Source organism: uncultured Maribacter sp., assembly GCF_963974015.1.
Lineage (GTDB): Bacteria > Bacteroidota > Bacteroidia > Flavobacteriales > Flavobacteriaceae > Maribacter.
Genome location: NZ_CAXBBZ010000006.1, coordinates 95,977 through 113,729, shown reverse-complemented (window position 1 = coordinate 113,729; position 17,753 = coordinate 95,977). Strand labels below are relative to the sequence as shown.

The 17,753-nt window shown below is 35.2% G+C and carries 13 protein-coding genes; 7 read left to right on the top strand and 6 right to left on the bottom strand.

Going from position 1 to position 17,753, the window contains the following annotated elements:
- Positions 1–67 precede the first annotated feature (67 nt).
- Positions 68–751, top strand: a complete 684-nt coding sequence (tsaB, locus tag AACZ41_RS10990; protein WP_339628500.1) for a tRNA (adenosine(37)-N6)-threonylcarbamoyltransferase complex dimerization subunit type 1 TsaB — start codon at positions 68–70, stop codon at positions 749–751.
- Between the two features lie 8 nt (positions 752–759).
- Here tsaB and AACZ41_RS10985 read toward each other — a convergent pair whose 3' ends face one another.
- The 5 genes from AACZ41_RS10985 to AACZ41_RS10965 form a co-directional block, all read right to left on the bottom strand.
- The gene (locus tag AACZ41_RS10985; RefSeq protein WP_339628499.1) at positions 760–1,449 is read right to left on the bottom strand and encodes a hypothetical protein; all 690 of its coding nucleotides are present in this window, start codon (positions 1,447–1,449) and stop codon (positions 760–762) included.
- Between the two features lie 106 nt (positions 1,450–1,555).
- Positions 1,556–2,380 carry a mechanosensitive ion channel domain-containing protein gene (locus tag AACZ41_RS10980; RefSeq protein ID WP_339628498.1) on the bottom strand — a complete coding sequence of 275 codons (825 nt, stop codon included), beginning with the start codon at positions 2,378–2,380 and terminating at the stop codon, positions 1,556–1,558.
- A gap of 74 nt (positions 2,381–2,454) precedes the next feature.
- Positions 2,455–4,506 (bottom strand): thioredoxin domain-containing protein, encoded by a 2,052-nt coding sequence (locus AACZ41_RS10975; RefSeq protein ID WP_339628497.1) that lies wholly within the window; start codon positions 4,504–4,506, stop codon positions 2,455–2,457.
- 68 nt (positions 4,507–4,574) lie between these two features.
- Positions 4,575–4,775, bottom strand: a complete 201-nt coding sequence (locus AACZ41_RS10970; protein WP_091623499.1) for a dodecin family protein — start codon at positions 4,773–4,775, stop codon at positions 4,575–4,577.
- Between the two features lie 71 nt (positions 4,776–4,846).
- Positions 4,847–5,758 carry a NifU family protein gene (locus AACZ41_RS10965; protein WP_339628496.1) on the bottom strand — a complete coding sequence of 304 codons (912 nt, stop codon included), beginning with the start codon at positions 5,756–5,758 and terminating at the stop codon, positions 4,847–4,849.
- 123 nt (positions 5,759–5,881) lie between these two features.
- On the opposite strand from AACZ41_RS10965, the gene AACZ41_RS10960 reads away from it, so the two are divergent.
- A complete protein-coding gene (locus AACZ41_RS10960; RefSeq protein ID WP_339628495.1) occupies positions 5,882–6,904 on the top strand; it encodes a type IX secretion system membrane protein PorP/SprF in 1,023 nt (340 codons plus the stop codon).
- 48 nt (positions 6,905–6,952) lie between these two features.
- Here the strand turns inward: AACZ41_RS10960 and AACZ41_RS10955 are convergent, their stop codons facing one another.
- Entirely contained in the window at positions 6,953–8,128 is a 1,176-nt protein-coding gene (locus tag AACZ41_RS10955; protein WP_339628494.1) for a vWA domain-containing protein, read from the bottom strand.
- 203 nt (positions 8,129–8,331) lie between these two features.
- Between AACZ41_RS10955 and AACZ41_RS10950 the strand changes: the two genes are divergently transcribed.
- The 5 genes from AACZ41_RS10950 (at position 8,332) to AACZ41_RS10930 (ending at position 17,747) form a co-directional block, all read left to right on the top strand.
- Positions 8,332–10,536 (top strand): histidine kinase, encoded by a 2,205-nt coding sequence (locus AACZ41_RS10950; protein WP_339628493.1) that lies wholly within the window; start codon positions 8,332–8,334, stop codon positions 10,534–10,536.
- Positions 10,533–11,264 carry a LytTR family DNA-binding domain-containing protein gene (locus AACZ41_RS10945; RefSeq protein ID WP_339628491.1) on the top strand — a complete coding sequence of 244 codons (732 nt, stop codon included), beginning with the start codon at positions 10,533–10,535 and terminating at the stop codon, positions 11,262–11,264. Before AACZ41_RS10950 ends, AACZ41_RS10945 begins: the two co-directional genes overlap by 4 nt.
- A gap of 16 nt (positions 11,265–11,280) precedes the next feature.
- Entirely contained in the window at positions 11,281–11,796 is a 516-nt protein-coding gene (locus tag AACZ41_RS10940) for a gamma carbonic anhydrase family protein (RefSeq protein WP_339628490.1), read from the top strand.
- Between the two features lie 70 nt (positions 11,797–11,866).
- Complete coding sequence (gene fabD, locus AACZ41_RS10935; protein ID WP_339628488.1) at positions 11,867–12,754, top strand: ACP S-malonyltransferase; 888 nt, start codon at positions 11,867–11,869, stop codon at positions 12,752–12,754.
- Between the two features lie 157 nt (positions 12,755–12,911).
- Positions 12,912–17,747, top strand: coding sequence for a Calx-beta domain-containing protein (locus AACZ41_RS10930; RefSeq protein ID WP_339628486.1), 4,836 nt, complete (start codon positions 12,912–12,914; stop codon positions 17,745–17,747).
- The last annotated feature ends 6 nt before the right edge of the window (positions 17,748–17,753 follow it).

Genomic DNA, 17,753 nt, shown 5'->3' with positions numbered 1-17,753 from the left:
ATAAAGGCCTGTAACGTTTTAATGTGTACAGGCTTTTTCATTTTATAGTATATGATACCTTTGCATCATGGGCATAATATTAAATCTTGAAACATCATCTACAAATTGCTCGGTATGCTTAGCGAAAGACGGGGTTATATTGGCGATGAAAGAATTAAACTCTGAAAACTATTCTCATGCTGAAAAACTGCATGTATTTATTGAAGAGGTAATGATGGAAGCTACTTTGAAAATGGCAGATCTAGAGGCCATAGCAGTGAGTAAGGGCCCAGGTTCTTATACTGGGTTAAGAATTGGAGTTTCTGCGGCAAAAGGCCTGTGTTATGCCTTGGGCGTACCGCTTATTTCTATTTCTACATTAAAAAGTATGGCTTCTCAATTAAAGGGTATCAATAAAGATGATGTAATAATTCCGGTTTTAGATGCTAGACGTATGGAAGTATATTCTGCCGTTTTTGATAACCATCTTAATCAAGTAAGGGAGACCAGGGCAGAAATTATAGATGAACGATCATTTGAAGCGTATATTGGCTCAACTTCTGTTCATTTTCTGGGAAGTGGTGCCGAGAAGATAAAAGGAATTTTCAATTCTGAAAACCTTACCTTTCACCTAGATGTTGTGCCATCGGCAAAAGAAATGACATTGATATCATTCGATAAATTTAAAAATAAAGACTTTGAGGATGTTGCTTATTTCGAGCCTTATTATTTAAAGGACTTTGTTCTTCAGACGAAGAAGGGCAAGAAATAAAAAATAACTTACAACGTTTTCTTGTTCATTTCCTGAGTATTGTAATAGTCTATCAATTTAATAATATCACTTTCTGATTTCATATTCAATTCATTTTTCTTAATATATTGTTTCAATATTTCAGAACTATCATCTAAAAAACTTAGAATCTTTCTTTTTGATAATTTAGTTTCAATTGCGGGTTCATCACCTTTTTGAATATAATACATTGATATGTCCTGATATTTTGCAGGTTTAAATGTATCGTACCCATTTTCTGGATTTTCGGCTTGAATAAATATTTTCTTAGGTTTTTTTAAAAGTCTGGCAAAACCTTCATTTAGGGGGGTGAAATACCCCAATTTATTTTCACCTGATTCACGATACTCCCTAACCATATAAATTGTACCATCTATATCGGCGATAATGTTGCTTCTTCTCAACAAAGTTCTTGCTATATCATTTTCATTTTTTATTTCAATTGCATCACGGTATGCATCATACCTCATTAAAGCATCACTTGTATGTTTACCATTAATTATAGTTTTTCCTTTTTTGAAAATATCATTTATATATGGTGAACCTTCAATAGGCACTTCAAAAAAAGACATTCCCATTTGTGCAGGAGTCATTAGACCACTTGAACGTCCAATGGTCTGTACCCCTTGTGAAAAACAGATATTGGAAACAAATAATATCAAAATTAAAAGCTTCTTCATGACAATTGATTTTACTTAAATATAATAAATAGTAAATTGAAAATCAATTAATTACAAAAAAATCCTCTAGTCGTTAGAGGATTTTAGTTTATTATTATAAGAAATTTTAATTTTTCATTTGGGTAACTACACGTTGTGGGAACGGTATTTCAATACCGGCAGCATCGAATCGATATTTTGTTTCTTCCAAAACATGAAAATGCGCTGCCCAAAAATCTGGATTATTTGCCCAAAAACGGAGCGTTAAGTTTACTGAGCTGTCTCCTAATTCTCCCACATATACTTCAGGTGTGGGAGTTTGAAGAATAGTTTCATTTTCAGCACAAATTGCCAAAAGAATTTCTTTCGCTTGTTTTATATTAGAACCATAACCAATACCTACATCAATTTTATCCCTTCTGGTATCTTGGGCATTGTAGTTGACAATAGTATTATTCGAAAGTTGTCCATTTGGGATTATGGCCATTTGGTTTCCGAAGGTGCTGACCTTGGTGGTAAAAATCGATATTTCTTTTACCGTTCCATCAACTCCTTGAGCAGAAATAAAATCTCCAATTTTAAAAGGTTTGAATAATAATATTAAAACGCCACCGGCAAAATTGGCTAGCGATCCTTGAAGTGCCAAGCCTATTGCTAGACCAGCTGATGCAAGTACTGCAACCAAAGAAGTGGTTTGCACTCCCAATTGGGTAATAACTAGTACAAACAGTATCATTTTTAACGCTATATTAATAAAGCTCTGTAAAAATGTTTCCAAGGCCAAATCATAGTCTTTCTTTAAAAAGAACCTGCGTACCATTTTATTAATGAAACGTATGACGTATGTTCCTGCAAATAAAAGAAAGAGTGCAATTACTAAATTGGGCAATACAGCCCACATCCAATTTAATGCTTTGTCTGCATGTTCTTGAAGATTCATTATTTTATCCATAGTAGCTATTTGATTTTTGATATTTAAAACCGAACATTAGTAAAAGAAATTCAAATGTTAGGCCTTAATAATTATTAAAATTGTGCCTTTACTATTTTTAAGGCATCTTCGGTTTCTTCAACAGGTAATTGACATGTACCCTTTTTACAAACATATATCAGCGTTTTGTTGTCTATATACCTATTCTTTACTAATGGTAAATTACTGGCCTTAGAATTCGAAGCGGCAAATATAGCGTTTGGCAAGTAGTTATTTATTAGACTTCTGCATATGGGTTCAAAATTTTCACCGATAACAACCACTTCATAGTAATCTTGACTCATTAATAGTGATAAGTGAAGCCAATTAGCGTGGTTTTGTGGATTATCGGTAATTGATTTCCGCATAGTATTCATGATTTGTTTCAATCTTGTTTCAAAATTTTCCTCTGGAAAATATTTAGATAGCTTCAAAAGATTATGAGCCATTATAGAATTGGACGAGGGTATCACATTATCAGCTACTTCTAAGGTTTTTCGGATTAAAGCTTCTTCTTTATTCGAGGTGAAGAAAAACAATCCGGTGGAGGTGTCCGAAAAATTATCAAGTACGTAATGGGTTAGTTTTAAACTGTGAATAAGCCATGTTTCATCATAGCTTACTTCGTATAAACTTATAAAACCGTCAATTACAGCAGCATAATCCTCAAGAAAACCAGAAATAGTGCTTTTGCCGTTTTTATGATTATGATAAAGACGACCCTCTTTATCAACTAAATTATTTAGAATGAAATGCGCGTTCCGTTGGGCCATTTCTAAATATTTTTTGTTACCCAAATACCTATAGGTATCGGTAAGTCCTTTTAGGGCTAGACCGTTCCAAGAGGTTAGAATTTTATCATCAAGCCTTGGCTTGTCCCTTTTCTCGCGTTCTTGCTTTAATGAGTCTAAACATTTTGTTATTATATTGAATACTTGTTCTTCTGATAGATTGTACTTATCCCCAATTTCTGTTGCTTCTGCGTCCCTAATTAACACGTAATTGTCTTCTTCCCAAAATCCATAAGAATTGATACTATAAAAATCAGCAAAAAGAGGGTAATTTTCTCCGAGAATTTTTTGTAGTTGTTTTTCTTCCCAAACATAAAAAGCTCCTTCTACTAATTTTCCTGTTTTCGTTAAACTATCAGCATCAAGAGAGGAGTAAAAACCATTGCTAGCATCTAAAAGTTCTTCTTCAATAAAGGATATGGATTGTTGCACTACATTTTTATATAAAGTGTTCTTGGTTGCCGCATACGCTTTGGCATAGAGACTGATTAATAATCCGTTATCGTAAAGCATTTTTTCAAAATGGGGTACATGCCATTTCGTGTCTACCGAGTATCTCGAAAAGCCACCGCCTACATGGTCGAATATACCGCCCCAAGCCATTCTGGTTAATGTAGTATGCACATATTTATTGATTGCATCATCTTTTTGTGAATGCCCATAATGTAAAAGGAAATTCAGATTTACGGGCATCATGAATTTGGGTGCTCTCTTATAGCCTCCTAGAAATGTATCGAAATACGTAGACCAATCTTTTACTATTTCTTTTATATCAGAAACGGTTATGATGTCACTATTTTTCTCAATTGCTACGGTATTTATTTCTTTTAATCCATGAGCCATATTTTCAGCATACCCTATAATTTTTTGAGGATTATTTTCATATAACTCTTGCAATTGGTTTAGTACTAGAATCCATTCTTGTTTTTTCACAAAAGTGGCTCCCCAGAAAGGTCTTCCGTCAGGTAAGGCTAAAATATTTAAAGGCCAACCACCACTTCCTGTCATCATTTGTAGAGCATCCATATAAATGTGGTCAATATCTGGTCTTTCTTCACGGTCAACCTTAATATTTATAAAATGAGAATTCATGGCCCTAGCGACATCCTCATCTTCAAAACATTCATGTTCCATGACATGGCACCAATGACAAGCAGCATAGCCAATACTTATTAAAATAAGTTTATTTTCCTCTATTGCGCGTTGTAATGTTTTAGCGTTCCATGCTTCCCAGTTTACTGGGTTATGGGCGTGTTGAAGTAAATACGGACTACTTTCTTTGATTAGATTATTGGTGAATTTTGGATGCTTAGCCATTAGAATACTTATTAACTTTAGGACAAAAAAAAGCGCCAAAAGGCGCTTTTAAAATTGTATGATTCTTGTTATTTCACTTCGAAAGTGATTTTGACATTGACTCTATAATTTTTGATTTTACCATCTTCAACAGTCGCACTTTGCTCGTTGATATAAACCGATTTAATATTCTTTACCGATTTAGAGGCTTCAGAAACTGCTTTTTTTGCTGCGTCTTCCCAACCAGTATCAGAATTAGCTAATATTTCAATTACTTTTAAAACTGCCATAATAATGTATTTTTATATTAACTCTAAGTTACGAAATTTGAAGGCAAAATTTGATTGTATCCAAGGATTTATTAACCGTTTAGGGCTACAACCTCATTTACTTTATCACCCATCATATTTTTAAGCATAGTTTCTATACCATTTTTTAAAGTATACGTAGAAGAAGGGCATCCGCTACAAGCGCCTTGTAATATTACGTTTACAGTTTTGCTATCCTTATCATAAGATTTGAACATAATATTTCCCCCATCACTTGCAACCGCAGGCCTAACATATTCTTCCAAGATATCCACAATTTCTTGTGATGTTTCATCTAGGGTCATTTTACTTTCTGCAGATACCGTTTCAGAAACTTGTGCTTCGGTACCAATTGATTTTGCGTTATCGGCAACAATCTCTTTTCCGTCAGCAATAAAGTTTCTAATCACTTCTCTTAATTCTATATTGATGTCTTCCCATTCGGCAACTTCGTATTTTGAAACCGAAACATAATTTTCATCAATAAATACCTGTTTTACAAAAGGAAATTGAAATAATGCCGTCGCTAATTTAGAATCTCGGGCTTCGTCAATGTTTTTGAATTCAAACGCTGAACCAACTATTTTTTTACTAGCTACAAACTTCATTGTAGATGGGTTTGGTGTAACCTCTGCATAAACGGTAACAGGTATTGGTTTATCCAAATCTTCCTCAAGCACAATAGCTTCTCCTGCGTTCAGGTATTCGACTAATTGTTGTGCAACCTCATCCTTTACATCTTCCCACTTAACAATATCATATCGTTCTAGACCAATGAAATCAGCTGAAATATATACTGTTTTTATAAATGGCAAATAAAATAATTGTTGTGCCAACGGTGAATTTTTGGCTTCATCAATATTTTTGTACTCGTAGTTTTTTCGTTGAACTAATAGATGATTAGTTTCGAACTTTAGTATATTGGGATTATTAGTCTTTACAACTGTAATAGAATACTCTTTCATGTCTCAAATAATTTATGCAAAAATACAAAGGAAATCTTAGTTTGGTCCTACATAATAATGTTGTGGTTAACCCGTTATACACATTATATTATCAAAACTAAGGTCTAGTTTATAATCCCAAAGATGAGATACCATATTCTACTATTGTTTACTGTGTTAATGATAGGTTCAAAATCTATAGCACAGGAGGGCATTCCTGTATATTTTGATTATTTGTCAGATAACTACTATTTGGTATTTCCTTCTATGGCAGGTATAGGTGAAGGAGGAAAAATTAGGGCGACCGCTAGAAAGCAGTGGTTCGATGTCGATGACGCCCCTAGTTTACAAACGATTAATGCACATTTTAGAATTGGAGATGCCCCCAGTGGAATAGGAGCCATACTATTTAATGACGCAAATGGTTATCATTCTCAAACTGGCTTAAAATTAACATATGCTCACCATTTAAGAATGGGTAGCAGTGATATGAGGGTTTTGAATCAACTTTCTTTCGGATTAAGTGGTACAGTTTTGCAGAGTAGTTTAGATGAAACCGAATTTAGATCGGTTACCCCGGACCCTGCTGTATCTGGAATAAAATTGAGCGCATCATATACTAACGTTGATATTGGAATTTCATATAATTTTCAAGAATTCTACACTCATTTTGCAGTGACTAACGCATTAACAGGTAGTAAAAGAAATGTATACTATAGAGATAGGCAAGATAATCCTGACCAATTAGTAATCGATAATATTAGAAGATACCTCGTTTCTGCCGGTTATGTGATTGGTAGAAGTGAATGGCAAGTTGAACCTTCGATATTGTTTCAAATGACTGAGTTTACGAAAGAGAAAACCATGGATATTAATACCAAGGTATATAAGGATGTTGATTTTGGACGTATTTGGGGCGGACTCTCCTATAGAAGAAGTTTTGATGGTGCCCAATTTCAAACGACAAATGGTTTTGGAGAACAACGTTTACAACTCGTAACACCAATAGTAGGGGCCAATATTAATAATTTTATGGTTTCTTATAATTATTCATATCAAATGGGCGATATCCGTTTTGATAATGGTGGATTTCATCAGATTACCATTGGTTATGATTTCGGACAGACCGAGCGTAAGTACGATTGCTATTGTCCGGCAGCTAACTAACAATAGGCCCGTTAAATATAAACAACAGGCCAATTATCTTTTCCAAGATTAATCCCAACTATAGTTTTTTGATACTGCTTGTTTTTTAATTGCTTGTATCATTACATTTTCTAGTTCGCCTGAGTTATTGCTTTTTTGATTTTCGGCGATGTAAGCTGAGCGTTTTGAGTTGTAATCATGAATTTCTTTCTGAATTTTTTCACGCTCGTTTTTCTTCGATTCAACGAACTGCTTGATTTCGTTTTCACTCTTTCTTTGTAGTTCCTTAGGCAACTCGTCTTTCTCTAGTGAGCTGATTTCAAATTCGGCATCAGCATAGGCGTCAACCAAATCCCATTTTTTATTATTGTAAAGCCTTGAGCTTTTACTAACGGCTCTTTTAACGGCAACAGCTTCTTGCATAGAAAGGGCATTGCCATCTTGAACTTCTTGAGCAATAATTTTTGATTTGCCCAAAGAACCATATGAAATGTAGGTCTTGTTCAGTCTAGAATTAAGTTTTATGATAATTTCATCGTATGGGGTACGTATTTGAACAACTTTTTTGTTGTGGTCAATGGCCATATATTCACCACCGGTTAGTGTTGCTCCATTTTTCCAATTGGTATTAATGCCCAAATCGTAGTTTCCACAGAAAATGGTATTAATAACAACATCTTTCTCATTGGCATTGGACAATGCAGTTTTATAATTGTATTGCCCTTGGTCAAAAGGTTCATTGCCAGCAATAAATATCATGCGTAATAGATCTGGGTTTTTATTCCATGGTAATTGAGCCAATGAGGTCTGTAAAACTTTACCGCAATATTCTTCCCCTCCATTGGTAGTCAATGAGAATAGTTTTTCGGATATTTCATCAAGGTCGCTACTAAAACCTAATACTTGTTGTATATAACCTTCATCAGCCGATAAATTGTCGTTGCCATACTGATACAGTGCAATCTGTAAATTTGGTCTGGCATCATTTGCAGATTTGGCAAGGCTGAATTCATTTATAATATCCCAAAGTTGCGATTTTGCCTGATTAATTAAACCGTCCATACTATTACTAGTGTCAAGTAACAAGGCAATTTGCACAATATTATCTTTTTTTGTTTCCATAGGGGGATGGGCATGTGCAATTAGTTCAATTTGTTTTTGTTTAGGCTCGCCCATACAGCCAAGTACAGTTGTTATAGCAAATAGAAGTAATCCCGAAGTTGTTAATTTTCTTAATATTTTCATCATTGTAGTTTTAAATTCGAGGTTAAAACTAAAAGCTAATTAATTTTTAAAATAATAGAAATGAGTGAATGCACCTTCTCACTTAGTTAAGCTGTTCGCTGAGTTTGTAAACCATTTAAATTGGGAGTTAAATGACTGTTTTTGGTGTTCAACCTATTTTTTTGTGATCTATAAATCAGCTAAGTTTACAGTAATCATAGCGAATGAAAAATTTATTATTATACATATTTATCTGCTTTATATTAGGAACTTTTACGAGTCATTCTCAAATACAAAATGGTGCGGTAAAGTTCAATTTAAAAGGTAGGGTGGAAGCTAAAAATACCGGTAGACCTATTTCTGGTGTGTCAATTTCAAATAATTTGGGGAATTTAGTTGTAACTAACGGACTTGGGGAATTTGAGATAAGGACCAGAATAGGCGATGTACTTATAATTGAGCACGAGGACATAGAAACTTTACTATATAATGTAAAGCAAAATGATGATGTTCTCATTTTAGTAGAAGATTTTGAAACTTCATCACTAAGCAGTCGATCAAAATCATCACCTGATATTTCTTTAGAACATCAAGCTTTGTTAGATTCAGCCGAGAAATATAAAGCACAAGATATTGAAAGAAGTATTGACTATGTTGCAAAATCAATTTCTATACTAGGTAATAGGGGTAGAAAAAAAGAATTAGCAAGATCACTATCTAAACTTGGCGAAATTTATCAATATCATAAGCAATTAGATTTAGCTATCGATAATTATGAGGATGCTTTAGATGCGAATAAGACGATTGCCACATCTTTATTATTGGGTAGTGCTTATAATCTAACGACGAGGTTTAAAGAAACTATTGATTTATTAAATCCTTTATTTGAAATTAAATCAATGCCTCCCTACCAAAGTGTACAACTTTGTGAATTGTTAGGTGATGCAAAAAAAGGTGATTCAAAGATTTCTGAAGCAATACAGTTATATAATAAAGGGCTGCTGATTGCTGATAAGAATCAGATTACGTCGAAAATGACAGATCTTAATTCTAAAATCGCAGAAACATACTCTTTAAGTAATCAAACGATAGAAGCTGAAGCATACTACGGAAATTCACTTGAGTTGGCGACCCAGCAGGCACCTAAAAGAGCCTTGCAGGAAAAAGAAAAAGTTGCTGATTTTTATAATGCCAAAAATAGGTATAGTGAAGAGATTACTATGCGAAAAAAAAGTCTGCAAGATTTAAAGAAACTTAACACGCCTAACGCAGGCCTAACTAAGTTAGAACTTGGTGATACAATAACTTCACAACGAATTAATTATAAAATAGCAAATGCGTATATCTCTCAAGATAAGTATAACGAGGCAATACCTTTTTTGGAAAGAAGTATTGTTGAGGCTGGTTCTGAAGATGATCTTGTTGTACAAAAAGATGCCACCAGAAAGCTTTCTGAGGTGTATAAAGAGAAAGGTGATTTTACTAAAGCCTTAGACACTTACCAATCGTATGTCGCATTGGTCGATTCATTATATGTACGTAAGGAGCAGGAAATTTTTAGGGCAACTAGATTTAATAGGGAAATCTCCAACGCCCAAAATAGGTTAGCAGGACTAGAGCAAGAGCGAGAGTTGTCGCAAAGTAAATATGATTTAGCATTAACAGAACAAGAGCTGGCACAAGAGAGCAATGCGCGGCAACAATGGATTATTTATTCATTGATTTTCGGATTGCTATCAACTCTTTTAGCTGCGTTCTTCTTTTATAGAAGCAATCAGCAGCAAAAATTGGCCAATAATTTATTGGCGTTAAAATCGTTGAGGTCACAAATGAATCCACATTTTATATTCAATGCATTAAATTCGGTTAATAATTTTATCTCTAAAAGTGATGAAAGAAGTGCGAATAGATATTTAAGTGATTTCTCCACTTTGATGCGCTCTGTACTCGAAAATTCTGAAGAAGATTTTATCCCATTAGAGAAGGAACTGCAGCAGTTAGAACTTTATATGAAATTAGAACATTCAAGGTTTGAAGATAAGTTCGAATATGAAATTACCATAGATGAGGATGTTCAAATTTCAAAGTACCAAATTCCACCTATGCTTTTACAGCCTTACATTGAAAATGCTATTTGGCATGGTCTAAGGTATAGAGAAACTAAAGGTTTGTTGTCAGTTTCTATAAAGGAAAATACCAGTAAGTCAATTGCGATATGTATAACTGATAACGGTATAGGGCGCAAGAAATCAACATCCATTAAAACTCAAAACCAAAAGAAACAAAAATCTAAAGGTATGGGTATCATAAAAAAACGTGTTGCAATTTTAAATGATATGTATGCTGATAAGGTTGATATTGAAATATCGGACTTAGAAATAGATGGTTCAGGTACCAAGGTGCTTTTCATATTAAAAAAAGAAAAATGAGCTTAAAAGCAATTTTGGTCGAAGATGAGACCAATAGTAGAGAAATTCTAAGAAATTACATAGGCAAATATTGTCCTACTATCGATTTGGTCGGCGAGGCAGCATCTATTAAAGAAGCTTTGGTTTTGATAGAAAATAACATTCTTGATCTTGTTTTTTTAGATGTCGAAATGCCTTTTGGTAATGCGTTCGATTTATTAGATCAGCTACCCGATAGATCTTTTGAAACTGTTTTTGTTACTGCATATGACCATTATGCAAAAGATGCTTTAAATAATCATGCAGCATATTATTTGACCAAGCCAATTAATATTGATGAATTAATTAATGCTGTCAATTATGTTGAAGGTGTACGGGAAAAAGAAGCGAGTTTAGAAGATGAGGTATTAACTGCCAAGTCTAAAGGGGTTGAAGGTAAATTGACGTTGCCTCAGCAAGACGGATTTCAAATATTGAATGTTTCTGAAATTATATATTGTAAGGCCGATGATAATTACACTGAAATATATTTACTGAACAAAAAAATATTGGTGAGTAAGACCTTAAAATATTTTGAAGATGCTTTGGCAGAGTTCCCCTTTGCACGTGTGCATAAATCGTTTTTGGTAAATGTGAATGAAGTGGTCAAATACAGAAAAGGAAAAGGAGGTAGTGTGGTGATGTCTAATGGAAAAGAAGTGTTGGTTTCCGCGTCTAAAAAGAAAGATTTTCTCTCCTATTTTAATTAAATAACAAATAAAGGGTATGATAAAAGGTGTTAGAGGTAAAGAACCGTTAATAGGTGATGATTGCTTTATTGCTGAAAATGCAACTATTGTAGGTGAAGTTATAATGGGTAAGCAATGTAGTGTCTGGTTCAATGCTGTGCTTAGGGGCGATGTACATTATATTAAAATGGGCGATAAGGTAAATGTTCAAGATGGAGTTGTTATTCATTGTACCTATCAAAAATCGCCAACCACTATTGGTAATAACGTATCTATTGGTCATAATGCTATTGTGCATGGGTGTACTATTCATGATAATGTTTTAGTTGGAATGGGTAGCATAATTATGGATGATTGTATTGTGGAAAGTAATAGTATTATAGCAGCCGGAGCTGTCCTTACCAAAGGTACCCATGTACCATCGGGAACCATATTTGCGGGTATGCCAGCTAAGAAAATAAAGGATATTAGTCCCGAATTAAGTTCAGGAGAAATAAATAGAATAGCAGAAGCGTATATCATGTACTCAGGTTGGTTCAAAGAGTCAGAATAGAGGCTGTTCGTAATTTCAATACGGCAATCTATCTAAAATACGTACTTTTGCCGCACCAAAACTAAAAGTTATGAACGCATATGTTTTTCCTGGGCAAGGTGCTCAATTTGTTGGAATGGGGTTAGATTTATATGAGAAATACCCAGTTGCTAAAGAATTGTTTTTAAAGGCGAATGAAATTTTAGGCTTTGAAATTACAGAGGTAATGTTCAACGGTACTGCCGAAGGATTAAAAGAGACGAAAGTTACCCAACCAGCTATATTTTTGCACTCTGTTGTCTTGAGTAGGGTAATGGGCGATTCATTTCAACCAGACATGGTTGCAGGTCACTCACTCGGAGAATTTTCCGCCCTTGTAGCTAATAATACCTTGAGTTTTGAAGACGGATTAAGATTAGTGTCGCAACGTGCTTTAGCAATGCAAAAAGCTTGTGAACTGCAGCCTTCTACCATGGCCGCTGTACTTGGTTTAGAAGATGGTATAGTAGAAAAAATATGTAAAGAAACTACAGGTATAGTAGTAGCTGCGAATTATAACTGTCCTGGTCAATTGGTAATATCGGGAGAGGTAACTGCAGTAGAAACAGCCTGCGAGAAACTAAAAGAAGCTGGTGCAAGAAGAGCATTAATGTTACCTGTTGGTGGAGCATTTCATTCTCCGTTAATGGAGCCTGCTAGGGAAGAACTTGCAACGGCAATAGATAATACAAATTTTGCAACCCCAAGTTGTCCTATCTACCAAAATGTGACAACTACAGCGGTAAATAGTTCTGAAGAGATTAAGAAAAACCTAATGCTTCAATTAACAGCGCCAGTTAAATGGACGCAAAGTGTGCAGCAAATGGTAAAAAATGGGGCTACGGTATTTACTGAAATTGGACCTGGGAAAGTTTTACAAGGTTTAATTAAAAAAATTGAGCCAACTGCACAAACTCAGTCGCCAGTTCTGGATAGCTAAGCATTTATCCTTCTAGTTTACCATTCAACCTAAAAATCCTTTTTTCAACTGTTTGTGAGCGGTTTACCTTGATTTTTTCGTAATATTGAGGTCGTTGTTTTGGTGTCAATTAAAATCTTAACAATTGTTTGACTACAACGCTATTAATGGGAATGCTATGAAAATGAAAACAAATATTATGTTGAAAATTGAAAATATTTTTAGCGGTCAACTAATACTAATCTGTTTTTTGTTTTTATCCGTATCGGCTTATTCTCAACAGGCCAATTTAACAGTTTCTGATGCTGATGCTGCAGAAAGTAATGCTGCTGCTAACCCAGGACAATTTCAGGTTATACTTACAAACGGAATTTTTCCTGTTCCAGCTCAAGATAGAACAATCAACTATCTTTTAGAATCGTCATCTACGGCACAAGCAGCATTAGATTATACAGCTTCATCGGGAGAATTATTTTTACCCTCAGGTACAACATCTGGGTTTATAGATATCAGTGGGATTGTTGATGATGCATTGGTTGAAGGTGATGAAACAGTAGTAGTAACGCTCTTAACAGGAACAGGTTATACCTTACCTTCAGACATTGCGGAGCGTACTCAAACCTTAATTATCAAGGATAATGATTTTGCGACCTTAACCATAACCGATATTTCTGCAACTGAGGGAAATGGTTTGTTATTTACCATTAATTCAGATAGTCCTGTAGAATACCTTTATAGTATTACTGTTACGTTTCAAGATGTTACCGCTACGGGTGGAGCTCCAAGTTTGGTTGTACCAGAAGACTACAACAATGTTGCACAAACTATTAATTTTACGGTAGGAACTACCAGTCGACAATTTTCAGTTCCAACTTTAAATGACAATGTTGTAGAGAATATTGAAACATTTACCGTTAACCTAAGTGCTAATAATGCTAATGTTAATACTAGTGATACAGCAACCGGAACAATTAACGACAACGATTTTTGGGAAGTATCCGTTTTAGCGGATCGCCCAACTACGGATGAAGATGGCGGCGGTGGTGGAAATAATGGCAGATTTCAAATTAATTTAAGCGAACCCAATAGTACAGGAAGTGATATTACAGTTACTTATACTCTCACAGGTAGTGCAACCCAGCTTGGTGCAGGACAAGATTATACCGTTAGTACTTTAGGAAGTGTCACTTTTGGAAATGGGCAGGATTCTAGAAATGTTAACGTAACTCCAATTGACGATAGTACGGTCGAAGGTGATGAAACTGTTATCATAACCTTAAATAGCGTAAACAGTCCTTTATATGAAATTGGTACTCTAGATACTGATACGGTTACCATTGTAGATGATGATACATTTATTGCAACTATTGTAGCAACTGATGGTACGGCTACTGAAGCTACTTCTGTTACAGACACGGGAACATTTACTGTTAGTTTAAATGAAGTTAATAATACAGGAAGTCCTGTAGTGGTGAATTATACAGTTAGTGGCACAGCCACTTCAGGAACAGATTTTACCGCATTAACAGGTTCTGTATCCTTTGAAATTGGTCAAAAAGATAGAACTGTGGTGGTAACCCCAATAAATGATAACAATGTTGAGATTTCTGAAACTGTCATTGTTACTTTGGGTACAGGTATTGGTTACGATTTAGGCGTTACTGCAACAAGATCTGCTACGGTAACTATAGATGATACCGATACGTATGTTACATCAATTGCTTCTACAGATGCAATTGCAAATGAGAGTCCTCTTGGTAATGGCGTTTTTACAGTAAGTTTACGTTCATCTAGCGATCCATCAGGTCCGCTTGTTCTTAATAATACAGGTGCCCCTATAGTTGTAAACTATACAAGAACGGGTACAGCAACTTCTGGAATTGATTTTAACGCATTAAGTGGTTCGGTTTCTATTGCAAATGGTCAAAGTACAGGTGTTGTAACAGTGACACCTATTAATGACACTAATATTGAAAGTAATGAAACTGTTGTTTTAACTCTTGCTACAGGTACGGGCTACACGATTAGTACTCCAAATAATGCAACGGTTACTATTATTAGTGATGATAATAATATTGCTCGTATTACTGCATCCGATGCTACAGCGGCAGAAAGTAACGGTACGGCAGCACCAGGTGAGTTTACTGTAGCTTTAAGTGCGCCTAACAGTACTGGAAGTTCAATGACCATTAATTATGTAGTTAGTGGTACTGCAATTAATGGTACAGATTATACGGCAATAAGTACAAATGCTGTAAGTATTGCAAATGGAGCACAATCTGCACCAATCGTAATAGCCCCGTTAAACGATCAAATACAAGAAGGTACCGAAACTGTAATTATTACACTAGGCACCGGAACTGGTTACGTTTTAGGGGCTGCAGCTACTCAAACGGCGACTGTTGAACTAAATGATAATGACCAGGCTACTTTAATTATTTCTGATGTTACGGAAAATGAAGATTTAGCCTCTGGGCAATTTGTTTTTAATGTTGTTTTGGATATTGCAGTGGTCGGCGGTACACAAGTCTCATATTCTTTTATTGACGATACCGCAATAGGTGGGGGAACAGATTATACTGGAACTCCTGGTACATTGATTTTTACGGGTACCGTAAATGAAACTAAGACGATTACCGTGCCTATTAATAATGATGCGGTTTTAGAAAATACAGAAACTTTTGATGTTCAATTAGGCTTACCGACCAATAATGTTCAGCTTGCAAATGGCGGTACAGCAATAGGCACAATTAATGATGATGATAATTGTGTAGCTGCTCCCGTGTTGGATACATCAGTTTCTAATATATATTGTGTAGAATCGTTGTCAACTCCTTTTTCTGCAAATCTATTTGATTTCACTACTAGTACTGCTCCTAGCGGTACCGTTCTGACATGGAGTAGGGTTTCTAACCCGTTAATAACAAACTCACATTTGACGGTTGCAGAAGCTCAAGATGTTAGCACACCAGCCTCCTATTATGGCTTTTTCTATGATGCGATAAATAATTGTGCGAGTGGTAATATTGAAGTTCAAATTGTTCGAAATATCATTCCTCAGTTGGTTACTATTACCGGTAATGAACGTTGTGGGCCAGGAACATTGTTGTTAAGTGTTGTACCAAGTGATGGAGCTTCTGTTAATTGGTATGATTCATTAAATTCTAATACTCCAATAGCTTTTGGTGAAACTTATACAACTCCTACTTTAACTGCAACAACTACCTATTATGTTGAGGCTACCGAAAATGAATGTACGACCGAAAGACAACCAATAATTGCTAGAATAGGATTTCAGGCTATTACCGGTACGTCTCAGAATGCCTCAATATGTAATATTGCAGCCAACGGTCTTACCAGTTTAGATTTAGATAGTAGGCTAACTGGGGCTGACCCTGGTGTATGGATTTTTGTATCGGGTCCTGATGATGTGAATATTAATTCTACCAATATTGTTGACTTTGAAGCATTAGCTTCAGGAGCCTATGTTTTCAGATTTACGACTACGAATTCAACTGCGCCATGTGTCAATTCTACAATAGATATTACTGTGAATGTTAGTGATTGTGAATCGGATGATGATAATGACGGACTTTTAGGTGGTCAAGAAGTTGCCTTAGGCTTAGATCCTAACAACCCGGATACTGACGGTGATGGTATTGAAGATGGTGAAGAAGTTGGTACTGATATAGCCAACCCTTTAGATGAGGATAATGATGGAATAATAGATGCTTTAGATTCAAATACTGATGACACCGATAATGATGGTGTAAATGACCAACAAGATCCTGCTAACGATAACCCATGTATTCCCAACCGATTTAATGGTAGCTGCGATACTGATGGCGATGGTTTATCAGATTTAGACGAACAAGCCAATGGCTCTGACCCAGATGATCCTTGTGATCCTGTTGCAACGCCAAACTGTGATGATCCTATAGATTTAGAAGTTTTAAAATCTGTTGATAATATAGACGCGCAAATCGGTGATACTGTTGTTTTTGAAATAATGGTCACAAACTTATCTGATAGAACTGTTAGAGCAATTGTTATTGGGGACTTATTAGAACTAGGTTTTGATTTTGTGTCTAAATCCTCTGTCGATTATGATGAAATTTCAGGTATTTGGAACATAGCAGAACTAGAAGCTGGTTTGTCTGTAGTACTTAACATAACAGTTACTGTTTCTGAAGAAGGGCCATATGAAAATACGGCAACCTTATTAGAGTCGATACCATCAGATAACAATCCGGCAAACGATGAATCTACCGCAGTTTTAAATACAGAAGTGCCTGAAGGTATTGATCTCGAGGTTATCAAGACGGTCGATAATAAATCTCCATTATTGGGAGAGCAAATCACATTTACCATTCGTGTAGAAAATAAATCTGTAAATGGAGACACAATTAATAATATCGAGATTGAAGATATTCTTCCCAATGGGCCAGATGCTGGTTTTATTTACGTAAGCGATATTTCCACCGCAGGAGATTATAATGAGTTGACAGGTAGGTGGACTATTGAGTCACTTGAAGTAGGAGAACAAAATGCAGTATCATTAGAAATTACCGTATTAGTACCAATAGAGGGGGCTTTTAGTAATTTGGCCACATTAGTTAGGTCATCTCCAAAAGATAGTAACGAGGCAAATAATAATAGTACTGTAGATGTTAAGGTCGGAATACCAACTCCTGCAGACCCTGGTTTCCTTTTTAATCAGTTTTCACCGAATGGAGATAATACCAATGATGTACTTAGAATTAATTTAAGGGATTCAGATACTCAAGCCAGCGAGGGAATAAATTATAAAATTTTCATTTATGACCGTTATGGAAATCTGGTTTTTGAAGGGGCTAATTTAGTTGCCTCTGAAACTCAGGCTACAGTTGATGTTTGGGATGGAACCTATAAAGGAAAAGAAGTGCCTAAGGGAACTTATTTTTATATTATGAATTATAGTATTAATAATCAACCGGCTATAATCGATAAGGGTTGGATACAGCTTATTAGATAGAATAAA

Coding starts and splice junctions, on each gene's coding strand:
- fabD (WP_339628488.1), top strand. CDS start 11,867: ATGAACGCATATGTTTTTCCTGGGCAAGGTGCTCAATTTGTTGGAATG.
- AACZ41_RS10985 (WP_339628499.1), bottom strand. CDS start 1,449: ATGAAGAAGCTTTTAATTTTGATATTATTTGTTTCCAATATCTGTTTT.
- AACZ41_RS10940 (WP_339628490.1), top strand. CDS start 11,281: ATGATAAAAGGTGTTAGAGGTAAAGAACCGTTAATAGGTGATGATTGC.
- tsaB (WP_339628500.1), top strand. CDS start 68: ATGGGCATAATATTAAATCTTGAAACATCATCTACAAATTGCTCGGTA.
- AACZ41_RS10930 (WP_339628486.1), top strand. CDS start 12,912: ATGAAAATGAAAACAAATATTATGTTGAAAATTGAAAATATTTTTAGC.
- AACZ41_RS10960 (WP_339628495.1), top strand. CDS start 5,882: ATGAGATACCATATTCTACTATTGTTTACTGTGTTAATGATAGGTTCA.
- AACZ41_RS10965 (WP_339628496.1), bottom strand. CDS start 5,758: ATGAAAGAGTATTCTATTACAGTTGTAAAGACTAATAATCCCAATATA.
- AACZ41_RS10945 (WP_339628491.1), top strand. CDS start 10,533: ATGAGCTTAAAAGCAATTTTGGTCGAAGATGAGACCAATAGTAGAGAA.
- AACZ41_RS10980 (WP_339628498.1), bottom strand. CDS start 2,380: ATGGATAAAATAATGAATCTTCAAGAACATGCAGACAAAGCATTAAAT.
- AACZ41_RS10975 (WP_339628497.1), bottom strand. CDS start 4,506: ATGGCTAAGCATCCAAAATTCACCAATAATCTAATCAAAGAAAGTAGT.
- AACZ41_RS10970 (WP_091623499.1), bottom strand. CDS start 4,775: ATGGCAGTTTTAAAAGTAATTGAAATATTAGCTAATTCTGATACTGGT.
- AACZ41_RS10955 (WP_339628494.1), bottom strand. CDS start 8,128: ATGAAAATATTAAGAAAATTAACAACTTCGGGATTACTTCTATTTGCT.
- AACZ41_RS10950 (WP_339628493.1), top strand. CDS start 8,332: ATGAAAAATTTATTATTATACATATTTATCTGCTTTATATTAGGAACT.